We start from the raw sequence: 20,718 nt of genomic DNA on the forward strand, positions 1-20,718 counted from the left end.
ACTTGTCCCCCGTCCGAGGTTCAACTTCACAGTGAACTTCACGCATGGCCGTCGCGTCGCCGTCACCGGAAAATTGCCTCGCCCCGCCCGCACCGCGCTGGTACGCATGGTCCATGGTGAAAGAGAGCGCGGGTGACGCGGGCGGACTTCGGCCACGGCCGTTGCGGCAGGACGAGTGGGACATCTGGTACGACTCCCTGGTGCGCGCCTTCGGCGGAGTGCCGGAGGCGGCCGAGGAGCGGGAGCTGTTCCGGTCCCTGACCGAGGTCGAGCACTCCCTCGGCGTCTGGGACGGCGACGCGGTCGTGGGCACGGCCGGCGCGTTCAGTTTCCGGGTGACCGTGCCGGGCGGGGCGTCCGTGCCCGCGGCGGGCGTCACGATGGTGGGCGTCGCCGCCACGCACCGCCGGCGCGGGGTGCTGACGTCGATGATGCGCCGGCAGCTGGACGACGTCCACGCGTCGGGCCGTTCCCTCGCCGTGCTGACCGCTTCGGAACCGGCGATCTACGGCCGGTTCGGCTACGGCGTCGGCACGTTCGCGGCGAGCGCCGAGATCGACACCTCCCGGGTACGGCTGTCGGTGCCGCCCGGCACCGATGACGTACGGCTGCGGTACGCGGCGCCGGCCGACGTCCTCGACGCGTGCGAGGCGGTGTACGCGGCCGGGGTGCCGCGGCGGCCGGGGATGATGGCGCGGCTGCCCGGCTGGGAGCGGCTCGGGATCCTGGACCCCGAGAGCGACCGCGGGGGCGGCTCGCCGCTGCAGTGCGTGGTGGCGGAGCGGGACGGCACGGTCGTCGGGTACGCGCGGTTCAGCGTGCAGCCGGAGTGGGGGCACGGCGGGCCCGACGGGATCGTGCGGCTGCGGGACCTCCAGGCCCTGGACCCGGCGGCGGAGTCGGCGCTGTGGCGGTTCCTGTTCGAGATCGACCTGACGTCGAAGCTGGTGACGCGGTCGCGGGCGGTGGACGAGGCGTGGCAGTACCAGGTCTCGGACATCCGGCGGTGCGGGATCCGCGTGAAGGACGCCCTGCACGTCCGTCTGGTGGACGTGGGCGCCGCGCTGGAGGCGCGGACCTATCAGGCCCCGGTGGACGTGGTGTTCGAGGTCGAGGACGCCTTCTGCCCCTGGAACACGGGGCGTTGGCGGCTCAGCGGCGACGCCAAGGGCGCGTCGTGCGGGCGTACGACGGACGCGGCCGATCTCGCCCTGTCCGTACGGGAGTTGGGGGCGGCCTATCTCGGTGGGGTGAGCCTGCGGGCGCTGGGCGCCGCCGGACGGGTGCGGGAGCTGCGGCGCGGGGCGCTGGACGAGGCGGCGACGGGCTTCGCCTCCACGGTGGCGCCCTGGCTGCCGCACGGCTTCTGACGGGCCGCCCCCGCGGTCACGGCGTCTGGCAGCCGGGGCACCAGAACAGGTTGCGGGCGGCGAGGCCTGCGGTGCGGATCTCGCCGCCGCACAGATGACAGGGCTGGTTCGCCCTGCGGTAGACGTAGACCTCGCCGCCGTGGTCGTCGACGCGGGGCGGGCGGCCCATGGCCTCCGGGGTGTGCTCGGGGCGGACGGTGTCGATGCGGTTGGTGCGCACGCCCTCGCGCATGAGCGCGACGAGGTCCGCCCAGATCGCGTCCCACTGGGCCGGGGTGATGTCCCGGCCGGCGCGGTAGGGGTCGATGCCGTGCCGGAAGAGGACCTCGGCCCGGTAGACGTTGCCGACGCCGGCGATGACCTTCTGGTCCATGAGCAGGGCGGCGATCGACGTACGGCTGCGGGAGATCCGCCGGTACGCCTCGCCCGGGTCGGCGTCGTCGCGCAGCGGGTCGGGGCCGAGGCGGTCGTGGATCGCCTGCTTCTCGGTGCCGGTGATCAGGGCGCAGGTGGTGGGGCCGCGCAGGTCGACGTGGGCGGTCTGGTTCGCGAGGCGCAGCCGGACGGTGTCCGTGGGCGGGGGCGCGGGGGCGGGCCCGAAGGCGACCTTGCCGAAGAGGCCGAGGTGGATGTGGACCCAGTCGGTGTCGCGGAAGCCCAGGAAGAGGTGCTTGCCGTGGGCGTCGGTGCGGGTGAGCTCGGCGCCGTCCAGGAGGGCGGCGGCGTCGGAGAACTTGCCCTGGGGGCTGGTGACCCGGGGTGACGTGCCGCGGAAGGCGGCGGCGTAGTCCTGGGCCAGCCGGTGGATGGTGTGCCCCTCAGGCACGGTGGCTCCTTCGTCGTCTCCCGGGACCGGTCCGTCCGGTCCGGCCGGGGGTGGTGCTCCCCCGGCCACCGGTCGGCGTTACTGCTCCTGCTGCGGGTGGTGGGCCGGGATCGGGGGGAGCTCGCCCGTCGTCTCGTAGACGCTGAGCATGTCGATCCGGCGGGTGTGACGGTCCTCACCCGAGTACGGGGTGCCGAGGAAGGTCTCGACGAACTTCGTCGCCTCCTCGGTGGTGTGCATGCGCGCGCCGACGGCCACGACGTTGGCGTTGTTGTGCTGGCGGCCGAGCGCGGCCGTCTCCTCGCTCCAGGCGAGCGCCGCGCGGACGCCCTTCACCTTGTTCGCGGCGATCTGCTCACCGTTTCCGGAGCCGCCGATCACGATGCCGAGGGCCTCGGGGTCCGCGGCCGTCCTCTCCGCCGCGCGGAGGCAGAAGGGCGGGTAGTCGTCCTGGGCGTCGTAGATGTGGGGCCCGCAGTCCACCGGGTCGTGACCGGCGGCCTTCAGCCAGTCGACGAGGTGGTTCTTGAGTTCGAAGCCCGCATGGTCGGAGCCGAGATACACGCGCATGCCACGAGTGTGACACGGCCGCCGTGGGGCAGCAGCGTCGGGTGGTCATCCCTTGAGAATGTGACATGCACTATGGAACCTCAAGGAAACCTCAAGTAACAATCCCGAATCAAAGGTTCCCGAATCGGTTCTCCTCCGATTCACTGGTCCGGCTCGTACGCCGACGTGATCCGTTCCGTACGAGGACCGCTCCCCACGGCGCAAAGGAAATTCCGTTCCATGACTTCGCAGCCGACAAAGAAGACGGCCGCACCGGCTGTCGGCGGCCACGGCCTGCAGGCCGGGCTCAAGGACCGCCACCTCTCCATGATCGCGATCGGCGGTGTCATCGGCGCCGGACTCTTCGTCGGGTCCAGCTCCGGTATCGCCACGGCAGGACCCGGCATCCTCCTCTCGTACGCGCTCGTCGGCACGCTCGTGGTGCTGGTGATGCGCATGCTCGGCGAGATGTCCGCGGCCAACCCGACCTCGGGTTCCTTCTCCGCCCACGCCGACCGGGCGCTCGGGCGCTGGGCCGGCTTCTCCATCGGCTGGCTGTACTGGTTCTTCTGGGTGGTCGTGCTGGCGGTCGAGGCGACCGCCGGCGCGGTGATCCTGGAGGGCTGGATCCCGGCCGTCCCGCAGTGGGCCTGGGCCCTCATCGTGATGATCGTGCTGACCGCGACGAACCTGGTGTCCGTCGGGTCGTACGGCGAGTTCGAGTTCTGGTTCGCCGGGATCAAGGTAGTCGCGATCGCCGGTTTCATCGTCGTCGGCCTGCTGGCGATCTTCGGTGTGCTGCCGGGCGTCGACAGCGACCAGGCCGGGTTCGGCAACCTCACCGGGCACGGCGGCTTCCTGCCCCACGGTCCGGGGGCGATCCTGACCGGTGTGCTGCTGGTCGTCTTCTCCTTCATGGGCAGCGAGATCGCCACGCTGGCCGCCGGTGAGTCGGAGAACCCGCAGAAGGCCGTCACCAAGGCCACCAACAGCATCATCTGGCGGGTCGCCGTCTTCTACCTGGGCTCGATCCTCGTCGTGGTGTCGCTGCTGCCCTGGGACAGCAAGGCGATCGCCGACGACGGGTCCTATGTCGCCGCGCTGAACTCGCTCGGCATCCCGCACGCCGGTCAGATCATGAACTTCATCGTGCTGACCTCGGTGCTGTCCTGCCTGAACTCCGGTCTGTACACCGCCTCCCGCATGGCCTTCTCGCTCGGCCAGCGCGGGGACGCGCCGAAGGGCTTCGGCCGCACGACCGGCAACGGCGTGCCGCGCACGGCGATCCTCGCGTCGGTGGCGTTCGGGTTCGTGGCCGTGTTCTTCAACTACAAGTTCCCGGACTCCGTCTTCCTCTTCCTCGTCAACTCGTCCGGGGCCGTCGCCCTGTTCGTCTGGCTGGTGATCTGCTTCTCGCAGCTGCGGATGCGGCGGATCATCCAGCGCGAGGCGCCGGAGAAGCTCGTCGTGAAGATGTGGCTGTACCCGTATCTGACGTGGGCGACGGCCGCGCTGATCGTCTTCGTCCTCGGCTACATGCTCACCGACACGGAGCACGACGGCCGCCAGACGGTGCTGCTGTCGCTGCTGGTGGCGGCGCTGGTGCTGGTCGTGGCCTTCGTGAAGGAGAAGGTCGGCGGCGGGCGCGGGGGCGCTGCCGCTGACACGGAGGACGCGGAGGACGCGGAGGACGCGGAGGACGCTCCGCTGGACGAGGTCACCACGGGCTGACGCCCGTAAGCCACGACGCCGAGTGCCCCGGGGAGGGGCGGCTGGACGCGCTGAGGCGCGCCCGCCGCCCCTCCCCTTTTCGCTGCCGTGGGCGGCCGGTCACAGCACCGTGAAGCTGTCCCTGACCCGGCCGTAGGTCTTGAGGGCCTGCTCCTCGGCCTCGGGGCGGTACCAGGTGTTGATCTGGTACGACCTGCCGTCCACGGTGAAGCCCAGCAGGCGGGCGTGCCAGGGCTCGCCCTGGAGGGTGAAGGAGTACTCCCAGACGACCGCCGGGTGGTCGCGGAACGTGGTGCGCTCCAGGCGGATCTTGCGGTAGTCGGCGCCCTGGCGGGCGTCCTGCTCGGACTGTTCCCAGGAGTCCATGAGGTCGCCGCGCGCGAGGGACGACTTGGCGGCGAGTTCCTGGGTGCCGTCGGGTGCGGTGTAGTGCACCTCGGCACCGGTCTTGACGTCCCGCTTCCACCCCTCGGGGGTCGCCCAGGCGAACCCGCCCGCCTCCCGGTGGGCACCGGGCGGCAGGCTCGGCGGCCGCGAGGTTCCCTCCACGGTCGGCGAGGAGGACACGCTCACGGAGGCCGACGACCCGGCCCCGGCCTTCCCACCGCCGGGCGACCCGCCGCCGTTCAGCAGGACCCCGGCGACGACGGCCCCGGCGACGAGGACGGCAGCGAGGGCGCCCCCTACGGCGAGGCGGCGGCGCCGGGGCCGGGGCCGGGGTGACTCATGCAGGGGGTTGTCGACCCGCCGCTGAGTGACCGCCTCGGAGTGGGATGAGGAGATGCCGGGGGGTAGGGGTGAGGGGGTGTGGGAGCGGGGGGTCGTCCCGCTCGGTGAGGGGTCCGGGAGTAGGGGCGGCGTAGGGCTGCCGGGTGAGAGGTCGCCCGGGGAGGGCGCGGGCCGCTGGCCGGGGTCGGCCGTTCCGGCGGGCGCGGGGCCGGGGAGCGGGGGCCGGGTGGGGCCGCTGGGCGAGGACTCGGGCGACGGGGTGCCAGGTCGGGGGGCGGGCCGCTGGCCAGGGTCAGCTGTATCGGCGGGCGACGGGCCGGGGGTGGCGGTCCCAGCAAGTGCCGGTCCGGGGAGCGGGGACGGCGTGGGGCCGCCCGGCCGGGGCGCGGGCAGCGAGCCACGATCGGTCTTCCCAGCGGGAGACGGCTCGTGGTCGGCCGGTCCGGCGGACGGGAGACTGTGGGGCCCCGTGGCACCGCCGGGCGATGGCGCAGGCGACCGGTCGCGGTCGGCCGCCCCGGCCGGTGCGGAGCCTGGGAGCGGGGACGGCGTGGGGCCGCCGGCCCGGAGCGCGGGCAACTGGTCGTGGGCCTCCGTTCCGGCTGGTGCGGGGCCCGGGAGCGGGTCCGGTGTGCCGCCCGGTCGGGGCGCGCGTAGCGGGTCACGGTCGGCCGTGCCACCAGGTGGGCCGGAGGGCGGCGTGGGGCCGCCGGGCGAAGGCGTGGGCGACTGGTCCTCCGTTCCGGCTGGTGCGGGACCTGGGAGCGGGCCCGGCGTGCCGCCCGGCCGGAGCGCGGGCAGCGGGCCACGGTCGGCCGTGCCACCAGGCGGGCCCGAGGGCAGCGTGGGGCCGGCGGGCGAAGGCGTGGGCGACCGGCCTGGGGCGGTCGTGCCGGCGGGTGTGGGGTCAGAGAACGCTGACGGGGCGGAGCCGCCGGGCCGGGCGTGGGCGGCGGGCCGGAGTCGGCCGTAGCGGCGGGCGACGGGCCGGGGGTGGCCGTGCCGCCGGGGGACTGGGGCGGCGTCGGGCCGCCGGGAACGGGCGCGGGCGACGGGTCGGGGCCGGCCGTGCCGGCGGGCGACGCATCAGGAACTGGCGTTCCGGCAGGTGAGGAGGCTGGGAGGGAGGACGGCGTGGGCCCGGGCCAGGGTGTGGGCAGCGGGCCGGGCTCGGGCCCGGTGGGTGACGGGTCGGGGGCGGGCGTGCCGGAGGGGGCCGGTGGCGCGGTGGGTGAGGTGTCAGCGCTGTGGAGGGGGAGGCCGACGGCTCGGGATGGGAGGGACCGGCGGCCGTTGCGGCTTCGGGATGGGCGGTGGTCGTTCCGGCTTCCGGGTGGGTGGGCGCCTGGTGCGGCGGAGCCGCGTCGTGGGCCTCTGGCCGGACGCGGGGGTCCGGTGCCGGCGTGCCCGGTTCTGTTTCGGGGAGGGGGTGTGGGGCCGGCGTGGGGGTTACGGGGACCGGGATCGTCGGGGTCGGAGGTGGGGACGCCGCCCGTTGCAGGGAGGTTTCCAGGGTGTCGAGGTCCGGGCGGGAGGATGGGTCCTTCTGGAGGAGGGCGGCGAGGGTGGGGCGCAAAGGGCCCGCGGTGGGCGGGAGTTCGGGCTCCTCGTACAGAACCGCGTGCAGCGTCGCCAGGGTTGTGTCACGGGAGAAGGGGGAGCGGCCCGCCAGGGCGGCGCACAGGGTCGCGCCGAGGGACCAGACGTCCGACGGCGGTCCCTGCGGGCGCCCGGAGATCCGCTCGGGCGCCATGTAGTCGGGCGAGCCGACGAGCATGCCCACCATGGTGAGGGCCTTGGCGTCCTGGATGGCCGCGATGCCGAAGTCCGTCAGCACGACCCGCCCGCGCCCGCGCACGGCCTCCGTCTCCACGAGGACGTTGCCCGGCTTGATGTCCCGGTGCAGCACCCCGCGCGCGTGGACCTGACGCAGGGCCGCCACCAGGCCGAGGCCGATCCGGGCCGTCTCGGCGGGGCCCAGCGGGCCGTCCTCCGCCATGATGCGCTCCAGGGAGCGGCCGGCCACCAACTCCATGACGATCCAGAGGTGTTCACCCTCGTCGACGACGTCGTAGACCCGGACGACGTGCGGGTGGTCGATCCGGGCGGTCGCCCGCGCCTCACGCAGGGTGCGCTCACGGCGGGTGCGGGTGTCCTCGGGGTCGAGGCCGTCTATCCGCATTTCCTTCACGGCGACCAGCCGGTCGAGCATTTCGTCGACCGCCCGCCACACACGCCCCATTCCCCCCTGGCCGATACTCTCGACCAATCGGTAGCGTCCCGTCACCAGTAAACCCGGAACCCCACCGCTTCGCGTATTCCCCGGCAATCCGCTGCACCCCCTCGATGCCACATCGGACATCCGCCATTGAAACACAATGGTCACACTTCAGTCCGTATCAGCATAGTGCGGAGAAATCTTGTGGTAGCTCTTCAAGTACTGCGAATTCAGGCGCAGGCAAGGGGGACGAACATGAGTTCTCGTCGCACGACGGCAATCGCGGGATCGCTGGTCGCGACATCTTTCTCGGCAGTGATGATCTTCTCCTTCACCGCCAGTGCGGATGACCAGGGACCCGGCAGCAGCAAGGGGGGAAAGGTCATCGACGAGGCACCGGCGGGAGTGAAGCTCACCACCGAACTGCCCGAGAAAATCTCGGTGGACAACAGTTCGCGGAAAACCGAGATCACTGCCACCGTCAAGAACGAAGGGACCAAGGACAGCGGAAAGATCCAGCTTCTGGTCGTCGGGTTCGACGGCCTGACGGTAAAGAATGTCGAGGGCTGCTCGGCCATCGACCAGGCAAACCTCCCCGAGGGTTCGAACAGCGGTTTCGCCTGCCCTCTCGACAATCTCCCCGCGGGTGGGTCGAAGTCCTACGCCGTGGACGCGACGTTCGACGTACGCAAGGAGGGCAAGATCTGCCTGCCCGTCCAGACCGGTGACGGCAAGAAGACGTACTGGCAGCAGGGCCCGGTGCCGTTCGGCACGACGAACCCGTCGCCGGACGCCCCGGCCACACCGCTGCTGCTCGGTACCGACAACAAGCCGGTGGCGCCGGGCCCCGACGAGCTGCCCAAGACCGGTCTCGGCCGGGACGTCCTGCCGCTGGGCGCGGCCGGGGCGGCCCTGCTCGCGGCCGGCGCGGCCGGGCTGTGGTGGTCCCGGTTGCGGCGGCCCCAGCCCGAGTAGGAGCTAGCAGAAAAAGGCAGAGGCTCGCCGGTCGTGTGCGACCGGCGAACCTCTTGCCGAACGTGACGTCGTGTCAGCGGTTGAGGAACTTCCACGCCGTGGGCAGCGCGCCCATCGCCAGCGCCGCCTTCACCGCGTCGCCGATCAGGAACGGCACGAGGCCGGCCGCGATCGCGGCGGACGCCGACATGCCGGTGGCGAGGGCCAGGTAGGGCACGCCGACGGCGTAGATGATCGCCTCGCCGAGCAGCATCGCGCCGGCGGTGCGCAGCGCGGTGCGGTCGGCGCCGCGGCGGGCCAGGGCGCCGACGACGGTCGCGGCGAGGATCATGCCGAGGATGTAGCCGAAGGACGGGGCGGCGGCGCCGGAGGTGCCCTGCGCGAACCACGGCACGCCCGCCATGCCGGCCAGCGCGTACAGCGCGAGCGAGAGGAAGCCGCGGCCGGCGCCGAGCGCGGTGCCGACGAGCAGCACGGCGAGGGTCTGGCCGGTCACCGGCACCGGGGAGCCCGGCACGGGCACGGAGATCTGGGCGGCCAGGCCGGTGAGGGCGGCGCCGCCGGCGACGAGCGCGATGTCGCGGACGCGGGAGGCGGGGAGCAGATCGGCGAGGACCTGCCCGGAGCGTGCGGGGGCTGCGGCAGCGGTGCTCATGGGGACTCCGCGAGGTGAGGGCGGTACGGGACGCTGCGACGCTATCCCAGGGTGTCGCGGTCCCTCACCGTCAGTGGTCGACAAAGGCGGGATCATGGGCTTGGTGGGCTCCGGACAAAGGCGGTGCGGTACACCCCGTGCGGGGTGACGCCGGTCACTGAGGCAGGGACGTTCCGCTCACAAGGGCGGGGCCTGGGACGTCTGTAGGGTTCCACCAATCATGTTGCCCGCGCATGAAGAAGCGTCTCGCCCGTCGGTCGCCGTCTGGGCAGCGCGGGCCCGCTTTGCTAGCTTCGAACGCATGGTCGCCCAGTCCCGGAACTTCACGTCGCGTCGCCACGTCGACCTGCGACGCGTGGGCGCCACCGCCTGTCGCCGTCCGGGGTGAGCCGGCCCGGGTGACCCGGCCCGGCTCGCCGTTCAGCACGGCGCAGTGTCGGACCGGATCCCGAGGAAGTTCCCCCATGCCCCGTACCGCGGCACCCACTCTTTCGTCCCCGATCCCCCGTGTCGCCGACCGCGACCGGCGCCGGACCAGTGCCAGCGTCGTCCTGCGGTCGGTGCTGGAGCACGGGCCCGTGGCGCGCAGCACCATCGCCCGGCTGACCGGGTTGTCCCCGGCGTCGGTGACCGGCCACTGCGCCCGGCTTACCGGGCTGGGGCTGATCCGCGAGGCGGCGGCGCCCCGGTCGTCCGGCGGGGTCGGGCGCCCGCACGTACCGGTCGACCTGGACGACTCGCGGCTCGTGGTCGGCGGGGTGCATGTGGCGGTGCCGTACACCACGGTGGCGCTGCTCGATCTGCGTGGCCGGGTCGTGGCGCGGCGGGAGGTGCCGCACTCCGGTGCGGTCGATCCGTACGACGTCCTGGACGCGGCGGCCGGCGCGCTGGCCGGGCTGCTCGGCGCGCGGCCCGGTGTCCGGCCGCTCGGTGTCGGGTTCGCCGCCGGGGGCTGGGTGGACCGGGCCTCGGGGGTCGTCGTCGAGCATCCGCTGCTGGGCTGGCGCGAGGTGCCGGTGCGGGACGTGCTCGGCGCACGCACCGGGCTGCCGGTCCATGTGGACGGCCACGCGCGGGCGTTGGTGAACGCGGAGCGGCTGTTCGGGCGGGTGCGCGGCAGCCGCAGTGTGCTGCACCTGTTCGTCGGCAACGTGGTCGACGCGGCGTTCGCGACGAACGACGAGGTGCACCACGGTCCCCGCTCGCAGGCCGGCGCGATCGCGCATCTGCCGGTGCCGGGCGGCACGGAGCGGTGCGCGTGCGGCCGGACCGGGTGCCTCCAGGCGGAGTTGAGCGAGCGGACGCTGTGCCGCCGGGCGCGGGCGGCCGGGGTCATCGGCGGCACGAACCCGCGGCATGTGGTGCGTGCCGCGCGCGACGGGGACCCGGTGGCCGTGCGGCTGCTGACGGAGCGGGCGCGGACGACGGGCCGGGCGGTGGGGCTGCTGCTCGACGTGCTGAACCCGGAGACCGTGGTCGTCACGGAGATCGGTGTCCTCAGCCGGGAGGACTGTCTCGGCGCGCTGCGCGCCGGGGTGGGCGACGCGCGCGCGGCGTCGGTCGTGCCGTCGAGTTTCCCGGATTCCGTACTGGCGACTGCGGGTGGTTCGGTGGCTCTGGACGTCCTCTACCGGGACCCTCTGGGCGCGTCCGCGGGCGTGTCACCTGAGGCTATTTAATTCAGAAACTCCGAATATTGACAGGGATCACCCGCGACCGGGAACATGCTGGTCATGAGCCTGTTCGTGAGCTGTCGCACCCACTGTTGCTGACACGTCGCCGCGTGTGAAGCGCTCATCCTCCCCTGTGTGAATTCTCTTTTCCCGGTCTTTTTCCGGCCTGCTTCCTGAATTCCGCATGCTCTTTTTCCAGTTTTCCTTTCCATCTCCCTCCGGAGTTCTCCCATGCCTTCCTCCCCCGTGTCCGGCATCGACCGACGGCTCTTCCTCACCTCGGTGCTCGGCACCGCGGCCGGTGTCGCGGGCCTCAGCGGCTGCGCCGGCAGCGCCGCCGCCGGAAGCGAGGGCGCCTCGACCGCCCCGCTCGCCGCCACGGTGCCCGCGGGCACCTCCCTGAAGATCGCCTCCTACCAGAACACCCAGCAACTCCAGTTCAAGCTGGCCAAGTTGGGCGATCCACCGTTCGAGGTGGGCGGTTGGCTGAACATCGGGGCGGGTCCCGACGTCATCAACGCCTTCCGCTCCGGCTCGCTGGACGTGGCCAACAACGCGGGCATCCCGCCGATCCAGGCGCACTACCAGGGCTTCGACGCGAAGATCGTGGCGATCAACATCACCCGCAAGCCCAACTACCTCTTCGCCACCAAGCCCGGCAGCGACATCCGGACGGTCGCGGACTTCAAGGGCAGGCGGCTGGCGTTCTCGCAGGGCCAGGCGCAGGGCGTCGTCCTGCTGCGGGCCCTGAAGAAGGCCGGCGTGAAGTACGACGACGTGGAGCTGGTACCGCTGACCAGCAACCAGTTCCTCACGGCCCTGCAGTCCGGCCAGGTCGACATCGCCCCGCTCGCCAACAGCCAGGCCCCCGCCTATCTGAAGCAGTACGAGGGCAAGGGCGCCCGCACGGTCGTCACCGACGTCGTCGACCTGCTCAGCCTGCTGTGGGCGCCGGTGTCGGTGCTGAACGACAAGGCGAAGGCCGCCGCGGTCGCCGCGTACATCCCGTACTGGGCCAAGGGCCAGGTGTGGGCGTACGAGCACCCGGACGTCTGGAACCGGGAGTTCTACGTCAAGACGCAGAACCTGTCCCTCGCGCAGGCCGAGGCGATCACGGAGCTCGCCAACAAGCCGCTGTTCCCACCGAGCTGGCGCGAGGCCATCGAGTGGGAGCAGGAGACCGCCGATCTGCTCGCGGAGGGCGGCTTCGTGAAGAAGTTCGACGTCGGCGAGCTCTTCGACCACCGCTTCGAGGGCATCGCGGCCAAGGCCGTGCCCGCGGAATACCGGAGGTGACCGCCATGACCACCACGACCACCACGACCGTCGCCGAGGCACCGCCCCTGGCCGGACCGGACCGCCGCGTCCGCCGGCGCCGTCCCCTGACCCCCGGCAGGCGTCTGCCCGCCGCCCGGCTCGCCGGTCCCCTGCTGCTCGTCGTGCTGTGGGCCGCCGCCTCCGCCGCCGGAGCGCTGGACCCCGGCGCGATCCCGGCGCCCTGGACCGTCGTCGAGACCGGCGCCCACCTGTGGACGGACGGGACCCTGCCGGACGACATCCTGACGTCGCTGCGGCGGGCCGCGACCGGGTTCGCCCTCGGGCTCGTCGCGGGTGTCGTCCTCGCGCTGGCGTCCGGGCTGACCCGGACCGGTGAGGCGCTGATCGACGGAACGGTCAACCTCAACCGGGCCATCCCGACGCTGGGTCTCATCCCGCTGTTCATCCTGTGGCTGGGCATCGGCGAGACCTTCAAGATCGCGATCATCGCCATCGTCGTCTACATCCCGATCTATCTGAACACCCATGCCGCGCTGTCCGGCATCGACAGCCGCTTCGTGGAACTCGCCGAGGTGCAGGGCCTGAACCGGGTCCGCTTCATCCGGCAGATCGTCGTCCCGGGCGCGCTGCCCGGCTTCTTCGTCGGGCTGCGGCTCGGCGTGACCGGGTCCTGGCTGGGCCTGGTGGTGCTGGAGCAGATCAACGCCACCAGCGGCCTCGGCTACATGATGTTCCAGGCGCAGAACTACGGCCAGACGGACGTCATCCTCGTCGGCCTCGTCGTCTACGGCGTCTTCGGCCTGGTCTCCGACAGCGCGGTCCGCCTCATCGAACGGAGGGTGCTGTCGTGGCGCCGCACACTGAGCAGCTGACCCGTCCCGCCGTGCAACTGCGCGGCCTGACCCGGTCCTTCGACGGACGGACCGTCCTCGACGGCATCGACCTCGATCTGCCCGCCGGCCAGTTCACGGCCCTGCTCGGGCACAGCGGCTCCGGCAAGAGCACGCTGCTGCGGGCCGTCGCCGGCCTCGACCACCAGGTCACCGGATCGGGGCAGCTGACCGCGCCGGAGCGGGTGTCCGTGGTCTTCCAGGACTCCCGGCTGCTGCCCTGGCGCCGGGTCCTGGACAACGTCCTCCTCGGTCTCGACGGCAAGGACGCGGCGGAGCGGGGCCGCGAGGCCCTCGCCGAGGTCGGCCTGAAGGGCCGGGAGCGGGCCTGGCCGAACGAGCTGTCCGGCGGTGAGGCGCAGCGGGCCGCGCTGGCGCGCTCCCTGGTCCGCGAGCCCGAACTGCTCCTTGCCGACGAGCCGTTCGGGGCGCTGGACGCCCTGACCCGGATCAGGATGCACAACCTGCTGCGGGAGCTGTGGGAGCGCCACCGCCCGTCCGTCCTGCTCGTCACCCACGACGTCGACGAGGCGATCGTGCTCGCCGACCGGGTGCTCGTCCTGGAGCACGGCCGGATCGCGCTCGACGTGACGATCGACCGGGACACGCCCCGCTCGGCGTACCGCGAACGGCTGCTCGCGGCGCTCGGCGTGACCGAGGACCCGAGGTGACCGCGGGACCCGGCGACCGCACCCCCTTCTCCCCCCGCCTCTCCCCCCGACCGAGGACTCCCATGACCCGACAGCTCCACCTCAACGCGTTCCTCATGAACACCGGCCACCACGAGGCCTCCTGGCGGCTCCCGGAGAGCGATCCGTACGCGCACGTCGACCTCGGCCACTACGTGCGGCTCGCCCGGACCGCCGAGCGCGGCACCTTCGACTCGCTGTTCCTCGCCGACGGCCCCCAGCTGTGGAGCAACCTCGCGCAGCGGCCCGCCGGCGCCCTGGAGCCGCTGACGCTGCTGACCGCGCTGGCGACGGCCACCGAGCACATCGGGCTGATCGCCACCGCCTCCACGTCCTACAACTCGCCCTACAACCTGGCCCGCAAGTTCGCTTCGCTGGACATCGTCAGCGGCGGGAGGGCCGGCTGGAACATCGTCACCACGGCCGGTGCCGAGGCCGCCCGGAACTTCGGCCTGGACGCGGAGCCCGCGCACGCCGAGCGGTACGCCCGGGCCGACGAGTTCCTGGACGTGGCCCGGAAGCTGTGGGACAGCTGGGAGGACGACGCGATCGTCGCCGACAAGACGGCCGGCGTCTGGGGCGACGACAGCAAGATCCATCCGCCGCGGCACCGGGGGACGTACTTCCGGGTCGAGGGGGCGCTCAACGTCCCGCGCACCCCGCAGGGTTACCCGCTGCTCGTGCAGGCCGGGTCGAGCGAGGACGGCAAGCGGTTCGCCGCGCGCCACGCGGAGGCCGTGTTCACCGCGCAGCAGACCATCGAGGACGCGCGGGCCTTCTACGCCGACCTCAAGGCCCGTACCGCCGAGGCGGGCCGGGACCCCGACCACATCAAGGTGCTGCCGGGCATCGTCCCGGTGATCGGCTCGACCGAGGCCGAGGCGCGGGCGGCCGAGCGGGAGCTGGAGGGCCACATCGTGCACACGCACGGCGTGGCCCGGCTGGAGAGCCTGCTGCAGCTGGAGCCCGGCACCCTGGAGCTGGACGGTCCGCTCCCCGCCGACCTGCCGTCCGAGGACGCCGTCGAGGGCGCCAAGAGCCGCTACACGCTCGTCGTGCAACTGGCCCGGCGTGAACGCCTCACGGTCCGGCACCTGATCGGGCGGCTCGGCGGCGGGCGCGGCCACCTCACCTTCGCCGGCACCCCCGAGCAGGTCGCCGACGCCATCGAGACGTGGTTCACGCAAGGCGCCGCCGACGGCTTCAACATCATGCCGCCGGTGCTGCCGTCCGGGCTCGACGCCTTCGTCGACCACGTGGTGCCGATCCTGCGCGAGCGCGGCCTGCTGCGCACCGCGTACGGGCCGCGCCGCACGCTGCGCGAGCGCTACGGCCTGCCGCGCCCCGCCAACCAGTACACCGTCCGCGAGAACGCCCTCGTCTGAAGCAGACCCGAACCGGAAGGACCGCCCGTGTCAGACCTCGAGATCCAGAAGATCACCGCGCACATCGGCGCCCGGGTGTCCGGCGTCGACATCTCCCGGCCCCTCGACGGGGAGACCGTCACCGCGCTGCGCGAGGCCCTCAACGTCCACAAGGCGCTCGTGATCGACGACGTGAACCTGGACGACGCCACCCACCAGGACTTCGTCCGGCACTTCGGCGACGTCACCACCGCCCACCCGACGGTCTCCTCGATCGCCGGCGCCCCCAACGTGCTGCCCGTGGACAGCGAGCGGGGCCGGGCCGCCAACCACTGGCACACCGACGTCACGTTCGTCCTGAACCCGCCGCAGGCCACGACCCTGCGCAGCATCACCCTTCCGCCGTACGGCGGCGAGACGCTGATCGCGAACGCGGCGGCCGCCTACCGCCAACTGCCGGAACCGCTGCGGAGGCTGGCGGACACCCTGTGGGCGGAGCACACCAACGACTACGACTACGCGGCGCCGGACGAGGAGATCGACGAGCGGCAGGCCGCGCAGCGCGCCCAGTTCACCTCGATCACGTACCGCACGGTCCACCCGGTGGTGCGCGTCCACCCGCTGACCGGTGAACGCGGGCTGTTCATCGGCGGGTTCGCGCAGCGGATCGTGGGTCTGTCACCGGGCGAGTCCCGCAGGATCCTCGACCTGCTCCAGGCGTACGTCACCCGGCCGGAGAACATCCTGCGCCACCGCTGGTCGGAGAACCAGCTGGTCGTCTTCGACAACCGGATCACGCAGCACTACGCCGTCGACAACTACGACGGTCTGCCGCGCCGGCTGCACCGGGTGACCGTCGCCGGTGACGTGCCGGTCGGCATCGAGGGCAAGGCGAGCCACTCGATCGAGGGGGACGCCTCGCACTACACGGCCGTCGCGGCGTGACACAGGAATCACACAGGGTGCGGCGAGTGTCCGCATAGTGGGCGGCCTCTCCTTCTGAGCGGAGAGGCCGCCCATGCTGTGGGGGTTTTTTGCCCTCTCACGCATTGGACGAGCCGCGCCCATGCAGAACAGCACCACCGAGCCGTCGCCCCCGAAGGCGGCCGGCGCTCCCCTGTCCCACGGCCTCAAGCAGCGCCATCTGTCGATGATCGCCCTCGGCGGTGTCATCGGCGCCGGCCTGTTCGTGGGGTCCGGGGCGGGGATCGCCGCCGCCGGGCCCTCGATCGTCGTCGCCTATGTCGTCTCCGGCCTCCTCGTGATGCTGGTGATGCGGATGCTCGGCGAGATGTCGGCCGCGTATCCCTCCTCCGGTTCCTTCTCCGCGCACGCCGAGCGGGCGATCGGCCCCTGGGCGGGGTTCACCGCCGGCTGGTCCTTCTGGGTCCTGCTGTGCACGGCCGTCGGACTGGAGGGCATCGGCGCGGCGAAGATCGTCACGGGCTGGCTGCCCGGCACCCCGGAGTGGGCGTGGGTGGCCCTGTTCATGGTGGTGTTCTGCGGCGCGAACCTGGCCGCGGTGAAGAACTTCGGCGAGTTCGAGTTCTGGTTCGCCGCGCTGAAGGTCGGCGCGATCGCGCTGTTCCTGGTGCTGGGCGGGCTGGCCATCGCCGGTCTGCTGCCCGGCACGGACGCGCCCGGGACCGCGCACCTCACCGGTGAGGGCGGCTTCCTGCCGAACGGCACCGAGGGACTGATCATCGGCCTGCTGGCGTCGGTGTTCGCCTACGGCGGCATGGAGACGGTCACCATCGCGGCGGCCGAGTCGGAGGACCCGGTCAGCGGGGTGGCGCGCGCGGTGCGCACGGCCATGTGGCGGATCGCCCTGTTCTACATCGGCTCGATGGCGGTCGTGGTCACCCTGGTGCCCTGGGACTCCGCGGCGGTCGTCGAGAAGGGCCCGTACGTGGCCACCCTCGACCGGCTGGGCATCCCCGGCGCCGGGCAGCTGATGAACGTGGTGGTCCTGGTCGCCCTGCTGAGCGCGATGAACGCCAACATCTACGGCTCGTCGCGCATCGCCTACTCCCTCGTCCAGCGGGGCCAGGGCCCGGCGGCGCTTGGCCGGGTGGCGGGCGGGGTGCCGCGGATCGCGGTCCTCGCGTCGTCCGTCTTCGGCTTCGTGTGCGTCGTCCTGTCGTACTGGCGTCCGGACGACGTCTTCCCGTGGCTGCTGAACATGATCGGCGCGGTCATCCTGGTCGTCTGGATCTTCATCGCGGTCTCCCAGCTGCGGCTGCGCCGCCGGCTGGAGCGCGAGACCCCGGAGAAGCTGGTCGTGCGCATGTGGGCGTTCCCGGTGCTGACGTGGGTGGCGCTGGCCGGGATGGCCGCGATCTTCGTACTGATGGCCCGCGAGCCCGACACCCGGGTGCAGCTGTACTCGACGGGCGGGATGACCCTGGCCCTGGCGGCGGCCGGGTACGCCTGGCAGCGGTCGCGCGCCAGGACCTGACCGGTCCGACTCCCCGCGAAGCCCCCGTGTGATCCACACGGGGGCTTTTTGCTGTTAGCTTGTTATTGCAAGCTACTTGCAACAAGAGAGCCAAGGGGACCTCCATGCCCGTCTACACACTCCCGGACCTGCCCTACGACTACGCCGCGCTCGCGCCCGTGATCAGCCCCGAGATCATCGAGCTGCATCACGACAAGCACCACGCGGCCTATGTGAAGGGCGCCAACGACACGCTGGAGCAGCTGGCCGAGGCGCGGGACAAGGAGACGTGGGGGTCGATCAACGGCCTGGAGAAGAACCTGGCCTTCCACCTCTCCGGGCACATCCTGCACAGCATCTACTGGCGGAACATGTCCGGCGACGGAGGCGGCGAGCCGCTGGAGAAGGACGGCGTGGGCGAGCTGGCCGACGCCATCGCCGAGTCGTTCGGTTCCTTCGCCCGCTTCAAGGCGCAGCTCTCCAAGGCGGCCGCGACCACACAGGGCTCCGGCTGGGGGGTGCTCGCGTACGAGCCGCTGAGCGGCCGGCTGATCGTGGAGCAGGTCTACGACCACCAGGGCAACGTCGGCCAGGGCGCCACTCCGATCCTGGTCTTCGACGCCTGGGAGCACGCGTTCTACCTGCAGTACCGCAACCAGAAGGTGGACTTCATCGAGGCGATGTGGCAGGTCGTGAACTGGCAGGACGTCGCCGCCCGTTACACGGCCGCCCGCTCCCGCGCCGATGTGCTGCTGCTCGCCCCCTGACCCCGTGAGTCGTCCTGCCTCGTGATCGTCTTCTCACCTTTCACAGGGCAGGCGGAAGGACGGAGGCCCCCGCGAGGACGTGACTCGCGGGGACCTCCGGCGTCGTCAGGGCGTGCGGGCGAGTCCGCCGTGCCGGCCGAGGCCGGGACAGGTCCAGGGTGCGGGAGGCCGCGTCGAGGATCTTCTCCGGCTCGTACAGACGCAGGTCCTCGTACGCGGTCACGCCCTCCTCGGTGGACGTGAGCAGGGTCCGGGCGTGGGTCAGGACCAGCGGGACCGACAAGACACCCCCCAAGGGCTGCATGCGGTACCGAGGTGTCGATCTCCGTCATGGGGTCATCGTGCTACGCGGGTCCGGTTCGCAGGGGACGTTCAGGGAGAGAAGTGCCGCCTGGCCCCCGGGAGTCAGGCGCAGTTCCGTGAGGGCCGTGTTGCGCAGGCGTGGGAGCACCCGGCGGTACTCGCGTGCCGGGATGGACAGCAGGGTGCACAGGACCAGCCTCAGCAGGGTGTTGTGGGCGACCACGAGCACCCGTTCGCCGGGGTGCGCGGCGGCGATGCCGCGCAGGGCGGTGACTCCGCGGTGGGCGGCGGCCGTCGGGTCCTCGGCGTCCGGGAACGGGTGCGCCACCGGGTCCGCGCGGTACGCCTCCGCGGCGGCCGGGTCCTCGGCGGCGAACTCGGCGAGCGTACGGCCCTCCAGGACACCGAAGTCGCATTCGCGCAGGCCCGGTTCGCGCCGGGGCGTCAGCCCGAGGGCGCGGCAGGCGGGCTCGGCGGTGACGACGGCGCGGGACAGCGGTGAGGTCCAGATCGCGTCGACCGGGTGGCCGGCGGCCCACCGGCCCAGCGCCTCGGCCTGGGCCCGCCCGGTGTCGGTGAGCGGCACGTCGCTGACCCCTGCGTAGCGGTTCTCGGCGTGCCAGATCGTCTGCCCGTGCCGGGCCAGCAGCAGCGTCGTGCTCGTGGGCGTCGTCATGAGTCGGCAGTATCTCTGTCGAGGCGGGCGTACGCGTGCGCCGCGACCGGCGCGGGGAGCCAGCCGCGGGCGCTCAGCTCGTCGACCAGGCGCGCGTAGGGCTCGGCGAAGAGGGCGGTGCGCCCGGGGCGCGGCTCGACGGGCGGGCCGAGGCGGACCATGGCCTCCGCCGCGTCCGTGAGCGCCGGCGCCGCGCCCGTGCCGTACGCCGCCAGCGCGGCCATGCCGAGGGCCGGTTCGGTCTGGCGGGGCACCCGGGCGGGGCGGCCCAGCACGTCGGCGCGCAGCTGGTTCCAGTAGGGGCTACGGGCGGCGCCGCCGGTGAAGGTGAGCGGGCCGTCGACCGGGGCGCCGAGGTGGTGCAGGTAGTCCAGGCAGAGGCGTTCGGCGAAGGCGACGCCCTGGAGGAGCCCGGCCCACAGGTCGGCGTCCGACGCGGGTTCGCCGAGGACGAGGGAGGTGGCGCCGGGAGCCAGGAACGGGAACCGTTCGCCGGGCGAGACCAGCGGGTAGGTGACGGCGCCGGACGGCTCGTGGGCGGCGGCCCGCTCGTCCATGGCGGCGGGGTCGGCGCCGGGGAACGCGGCCGTGAGGACGCTCGCGCCCACGCTGGAGGCGCCGCCGGGCAGCCAACCGCCGCCCGGCGCGCGGTGGTTGTAGACCACGCCGGCCGGGTCGCGGACCGGGGTGGGGGACGCGCCCTTGAGGACGAGGGTGGTGCCGAGGACCGAGTTCCAGGCGCCGGGGCGCAGCGCGGCGGAGGCGATCTGGGCCGCGCAGCCGTCGGTCATGCCGGCGACGACGGGGGTGCCGGCGGGGATGCCGGTGGCCTCGGCGGCGGACGCGGACACCTCGCCGAGCCGGGTGCCGGGCGGCACGACGTCCGGGACCGCCTCGTCGGGCAGCCCGAGCCGGGCCAGCCCGTCCGGCCAGGCGTCGCGCTCCGGGTCGTAGCCGGTCTTCAGGGCGTGGCTGGAGTCGGCCGGGGGCAGTGCGCCGGTGAGGAGCAGGACCATCAGGTCGGGCTGGTGGGTGACGCGGCCCGGGCCGTGGGTCTCGGTCAGCCACAGCGCCTTCGGCAGCGCCCAGGTGTCCTGGACGGCGAGGCCCGCCGCGCGCGCCCGCGCCGCCTGGTGCGCCGCGCGGGCGTCGTCGTACATGAGCGCGGGGCTCGTGGGGTGGCCGGCGCCGTCGGTGAGCAGGACGGTCCCGGAGGTGCCGCAGAGGGCGAGCCCGCCGACCGGGGTGCCGGCCCGGCCGCGCAGGGCGGCGCGGGTGGCGGTGCACAGGCCGTCCCACCAGGAGGCCGGGTCCTGTTCGTGCCGGACGCCGTCGCGGCGGCCGGTCAGCGGTGCCGAGCCGCCGCCGAGGACCGTGCCGTCCCCGGTGACGAGCAGGGCGCGCACGCTCTGGGTGCCCAGGTCGATCCCGAGCCAGGCCACGTCGTCGTGGTCCGCCATCCGGTCTCCCGCACAGTTGGGAACGTTAACTTCTCACTCTGCACCGATATTTTCCCGTGCGCGAGGGATTGACGCCCAACTTCCGCGGTTCCACCCTCTGTTGACGAGTCGACTCGCCGTGTCAGCCC

Annotated in this window: 18 protein-coding genes and 1 pseudogene; 11 read left to right on the plus strand and 8 right to left on the minus strand. The window is 72.6% G+C overall.

The window, feature by feature from the left end; genetic code table 11:
* Nucleotides 1-113 precede the first annotated feature (113 nt).
* Complete coding sequence (locus tag F8R89_RS12245) at nt 114-1,370, plus strand: GNAT family N-acetyltransferase (protein ID WP_151784001.1); 1,257 nt, start codon at nt 114-116, stop codon at nt 1,368-1,370.
* A gap of 16 nt (nt 1,371-1,386) precedes the next feature.
* On the opposite strand, the gene F8R89_RS12250 is transcribed toward F8R89_RS12245, so the two are convergent.
* Nucleotides 1,387-2,196, minus strand: a complete 810-nt coding sequence (locus F8R89_RS12250) for an Fpg/Nei family DNA glycosylase (RefSeq protein WP_151784002.1) — start codon at nt 2,194-2,196, stop codon at nt 1,387-1,389.
* 78 nt (nt 2,197-2,274) lie between these two features.
* Nucleotides 2,275-2,766, minus strand: coding sequence for a ribose-5-phosphate isomerase (locus F8R89_RS12255; protein WP_151784003.1), 492 nt, complete (start codon nt 2,764-2,766; stop codon nt 2,275-2,277).
* 219 nt (nt 2,767-2,985) lie between these two features.
* Here F8R89_RS12255 and F8R89_RS12260 point away from each other — a divergent pair, with 219 nt between their 5' ends.
* A complete protein-coding gene (locus F8R89_RS12260; RefSeq protein ID WP_151784004.1) occupies nt 2,986-4,476 on the plus strand; it encodes an amino acid permease in 1,491 nt (496 codons plus the stop codon).
* 99 nt (nt 4,477-4,575) lie between these two features.
* On the opposite strand, the gene F8R89_RS12265 is transcribed toward F8R89_RS12260, so the two are convergent.
* Both F8R89_RS12265 and F8R89_RS12270 read right to left on the minus strand, forming a co-directional pair.
* The gene (locus F8R89_RS12265; protein WP_192806105.1) at nt 4,576-5,049 is read right to left on the minus strand and encodes a hypothetical protein; all 474 of its coding nucleotides are present in this window, start codon (nt 5,047-5,049) and stop codon (nt 4,576-4,578) included.
* Between the two features lie 1,063 nt (nt 5,050-6,112).
* Nucleotides 6,113-7,447, minus strand: coding sequence for a serine/threonine-protein kinase (locus tag F8R89_RS12270; protein WP_264158884.1), 1,335 nt, complete (start codon nt 7,445-7,447; stop codon nt 6,113-6,115).
* Nucleotides 7,448-7,678: 231 nt separating this feature from the next.
* On the opposite strand from F8R89_RS12270, the gene F8R89_RS12275 reads away from it, so the two are divergent.
* On the plus strand, nt 7,679-8,398 hold the full coding sequence (locus tag F8R89_RS12275) for an LPXTG cell wall anchor domain-containing protein (protein WP_151784005.1): 720 nt from the start codon (nt 7,679-7,681) through the stop codon (nt 8,396-8,398).
* Nucleotides 8,399-8,471: 73 nt separating this feature from the next.
* On the opposite strand, the gene F8R89_RS12280 is transcribed toward F8R89_RS12275, so the two are convergent.
* Nucleotides 8,472-9,053, minus strand: coding sequence for a biotin transporter BioY (locus tag F8R89_RS12280; RefSeq protein WP_151784006.1), 582 nt, complete (start codon nt 9,051-9,053; stop codon nt 8,472-8,474).
* Nucleotides 9,054-9,517: 464 nt separating this feature from the next.
* Here F8R89_RS12280 and F8R89_RS12285 point away from each other — a divergent pair, with 464 nt between their 5' ends.
* The 8 genes from F8R89_RS12285 (at nt 9,518) to F8R89_RS12320 (ending at nt 18,151) form a co-directional block, all read left to right on the plus strand.
* The gene (locus F8R89_RS12285) at nt 9,518-10,732 is read left to right on the plus strand and encodes an ROK family transcriptional regulator (protein WP_151784007.1); all 1,215 of its coding nucleotides are present in this window, start codon (nt 9,518-9,520) and stop codon (nt 10,730-10,732) included.
* Between the two features lie 225 nt (nt 10,733-10,957).
* Nucleotides 10,958-12,022, plus strand: coding sequence for an ABC transporter substrate-binding protein (locus F8R89_RS12290; protein WP_151784008.1), 1,065 nt, complete (start codon nt 10,958-10,960; stop codon nt 12,020-12,022).
* A gap of 5 nt (nt 12,023-12,027) precedes the next feature.
* The gene (locus F8R89_RS12295) at nt 12,028-12,876 is read left to right on the plus strand and encodes an ABC transporter permease (protein ID WP_151784009.1); all 849 of its coding nucleotides are present in this window, start codon (nt 12,028-12,030) and stop codon (nt 12,874-12,876) included.
* Nucleotides 12,852-13,565, plus strand: coding sequence for an ABC transporter ATP-binding protein (locus F8R89_RS12300; RefSeq protein ID WP_151784010.1), 714 nt, complete (start codon nt 12,852-12,854; stop codon nt 13,563-13,565). Before F8R89_RS12295 ends, F8R89_RS12300 begins: the two co-directional genes overlap by 25 nt.
* Nucleotides 13,566-13,627: 62 nt before the next feature.
* Nucleotides 13,628-14,968, plus strand: coding sequence for an LLM class flavin-dependent oxidoreductase (locus tag F8R89_RS12305; protein WP_151784011.1), 1,341 nt, complete (start codon nt 13,628-13,630; stop codon nt 14,966-14,968).
* Nucleotides 14,969-14,995: 27 nt separating this feature from the next.
* Complete coding sequence (locus F8R89_RS12310; protein WP_151784012.1) at nt 14,996-15,892, plus strand: TauD/TfdA dioxygenase family protein; 897 nt, start codon at nt 14,996-14,998, stop codon at nt 15,890-15,892.
* 121 nt (nt 15,893-16,013) lie between these two features.
* Nucleotides 16,014-17,405: an amino acid permease gene (locus F8R89_RS12315; protein WP_151784013.1), complete on the plus strand. Its 1,392-nt coding sequence runs from the start codon at nt 16,014-16,016 to the stop codon at nt 17,403-17,405.
* A 104-nt stretch (nt 17,406-17,509) separates the two neighbouring features.
* A complete protein-coding gene (locus F8R89_RS12320; protein ID WP_151784014.1) occupies nt 17,510-18,151 on the plus strand; it encodes a superoxide dismutase in 642 nt (213 codons plus the stop codon).
* Between the two features lie 139 nt (nt 18,152-18,290).
* Here the strand turns inward: F8R89_RS12320 and F8R89_RS12325 are convergent.
* The 3 genes and pseudogenes from F8R89_RS12325 to F8R89_RS12335 form a co-directional block, all read right to left on the minus strand.
* A pseudogene (locus tag F8R89_RS12325) lies at nt 18,291-18,425 on the minus strand (SAM-dependent methyltransferase); the annotation flags it as partial.
* A 54-nt stretch (nt 18,426-18,479) separates the two neighbouring features.
* Nucleotides 18,480-19,130, minus strand: a complete 651-nt coding sequence (locus tag F8R89_RS12330; protein WP_151784015.1) for a histidine phosphatase family protein — start codon at nt 19,128-19,130, stop codon at nt 18,480-18,482.
* Nucleotides 19,127-20,590: an FGGY-family carbohydrate kinase gene (locus tag F8R89_RS12335; protein WP_151784016.1), complete on the minus strand. Its 1,464-nt coding sequence runs from the start codon at nt 20,588-20,590 to the stop codon at nt 19,127-19,129. The genes F8R89_RS12330 and F8R89_RS12335 overlap by 4 nt, the downstream gene beginning before the upstream one ends.
* Nucleotides 20,591-20,718 lie beyond the last annotated feature (128 nt).

Source organism: Streptomyces sp. SS1-1, assembly GCF_008973465.1.
GTDB lineage: Bacteria > Actinomycetota > Actinomycetes > Streptomycetales > Streptomycetaceae > Streptomyces.

Excerpts from the sequence above, each read along its gene's own strand:
- F8R89_RS12255 (WP_151784003.1), bottom strand. The coding sequence starts at position 2,766 with ATGCGCGTGTATCTCGGCTCCGACCATGCGGGCTTCGAACTCAAGAAC.
- F8R89_RS12305 (WP_151784011.1), top strand. The coding sequence starts at position 13,628 with ATGACCCGACAGCTCCACCTCAACGCGTTCCTCATGAACACCGGCCAC.
- F8R89_RS12335 (WP_151784016.1), bottom strand. The coding sequence starts at position 20,590 with ATGGCGGACCACGACGACGTGGCCTGGCTCGGGATCGACCTGGGCACC.
- F8R89_RS12270 (WP_264158884.1), bottom strand. The coding sequence starts at position 7,447 with ATGGGGCGTGTGTGGCGGGCGGTCGACGAAATGCTCGACCGGCTGGTC.
- F8R89_RS12315 (WP_151784013.1), top strand. The coding sequence starts at position 16,014 with ATGCAGAACAGCACCACCGAGCCGTCGCCCCCGAAGGCGGCCGGCGCT.
- F8R89_RS12260 (WP_151784004.1), top strand. The coding sequence starts at position 2,986 with ATGACTTCGCAGCCGACAAAGAAGACGGCCGCACCGGCTGTCGGCGGC.
- F8R89_RS12285 (WP_151784007.1), top strand. The coding sequence starts at position 9,518 with ATGCCCCGTACCGCGGCACCCACTCTTTCGTCCCCGATCCCCCGTGTC.
- F8R89_RS12275 (WP_151784005.1), top strand. The coding sequence starts at position 7,679 with ATGAGTTCTCGTCGCACGACGGCAATCGCGGGATCGCTGGTCGCGACA.
- F8R89_RS12290 (WP_151784008.1), top strand. The coding sequence starts at position 10,958 with ATGCCTTCCTCCCCCGTGTCCGGCATCGACCGACGGCTCTTCCTCACC.
- F8R89_RS12320 (WP_151784014.1), top strand. The coding sequence starts at position 17,510 with ATGCCCGTCTACACACTCCCGGACCTGCCCTACGACTACGCCGCGCTC.
- F8R89_RS12245 (WP_151784001.1), top strand. The coding sequence starts at position 114 with ATGGTGAAAGAGAGCGCGGGTGACGCGGGCGGACTTCGGCCACGGCCG.
- F8R89_RS12330 (WP_151784015.1), bottom strand. The coding sequence starts at position 19,130 with ATGACGACGCCCACGAGCACGACGCTGCTGCTGGCCCGGCACGGGCAG.
- F8R89_RS12295 (WP_151784009.1), top strand. The coding sequence starts at position 12,028 with ATGACCACCACGACCACCACGACCGTCGCCGAGGCACCGCCCCTGGCC.
- F8R89_RS12280 (WP_151784006.1), bottom strand. The coding sequence starts at position 9,053 with ATGAGCACCGCTGCCGCAGCCCCCGCACGCTCCGGGCAGGTCCTCGCC.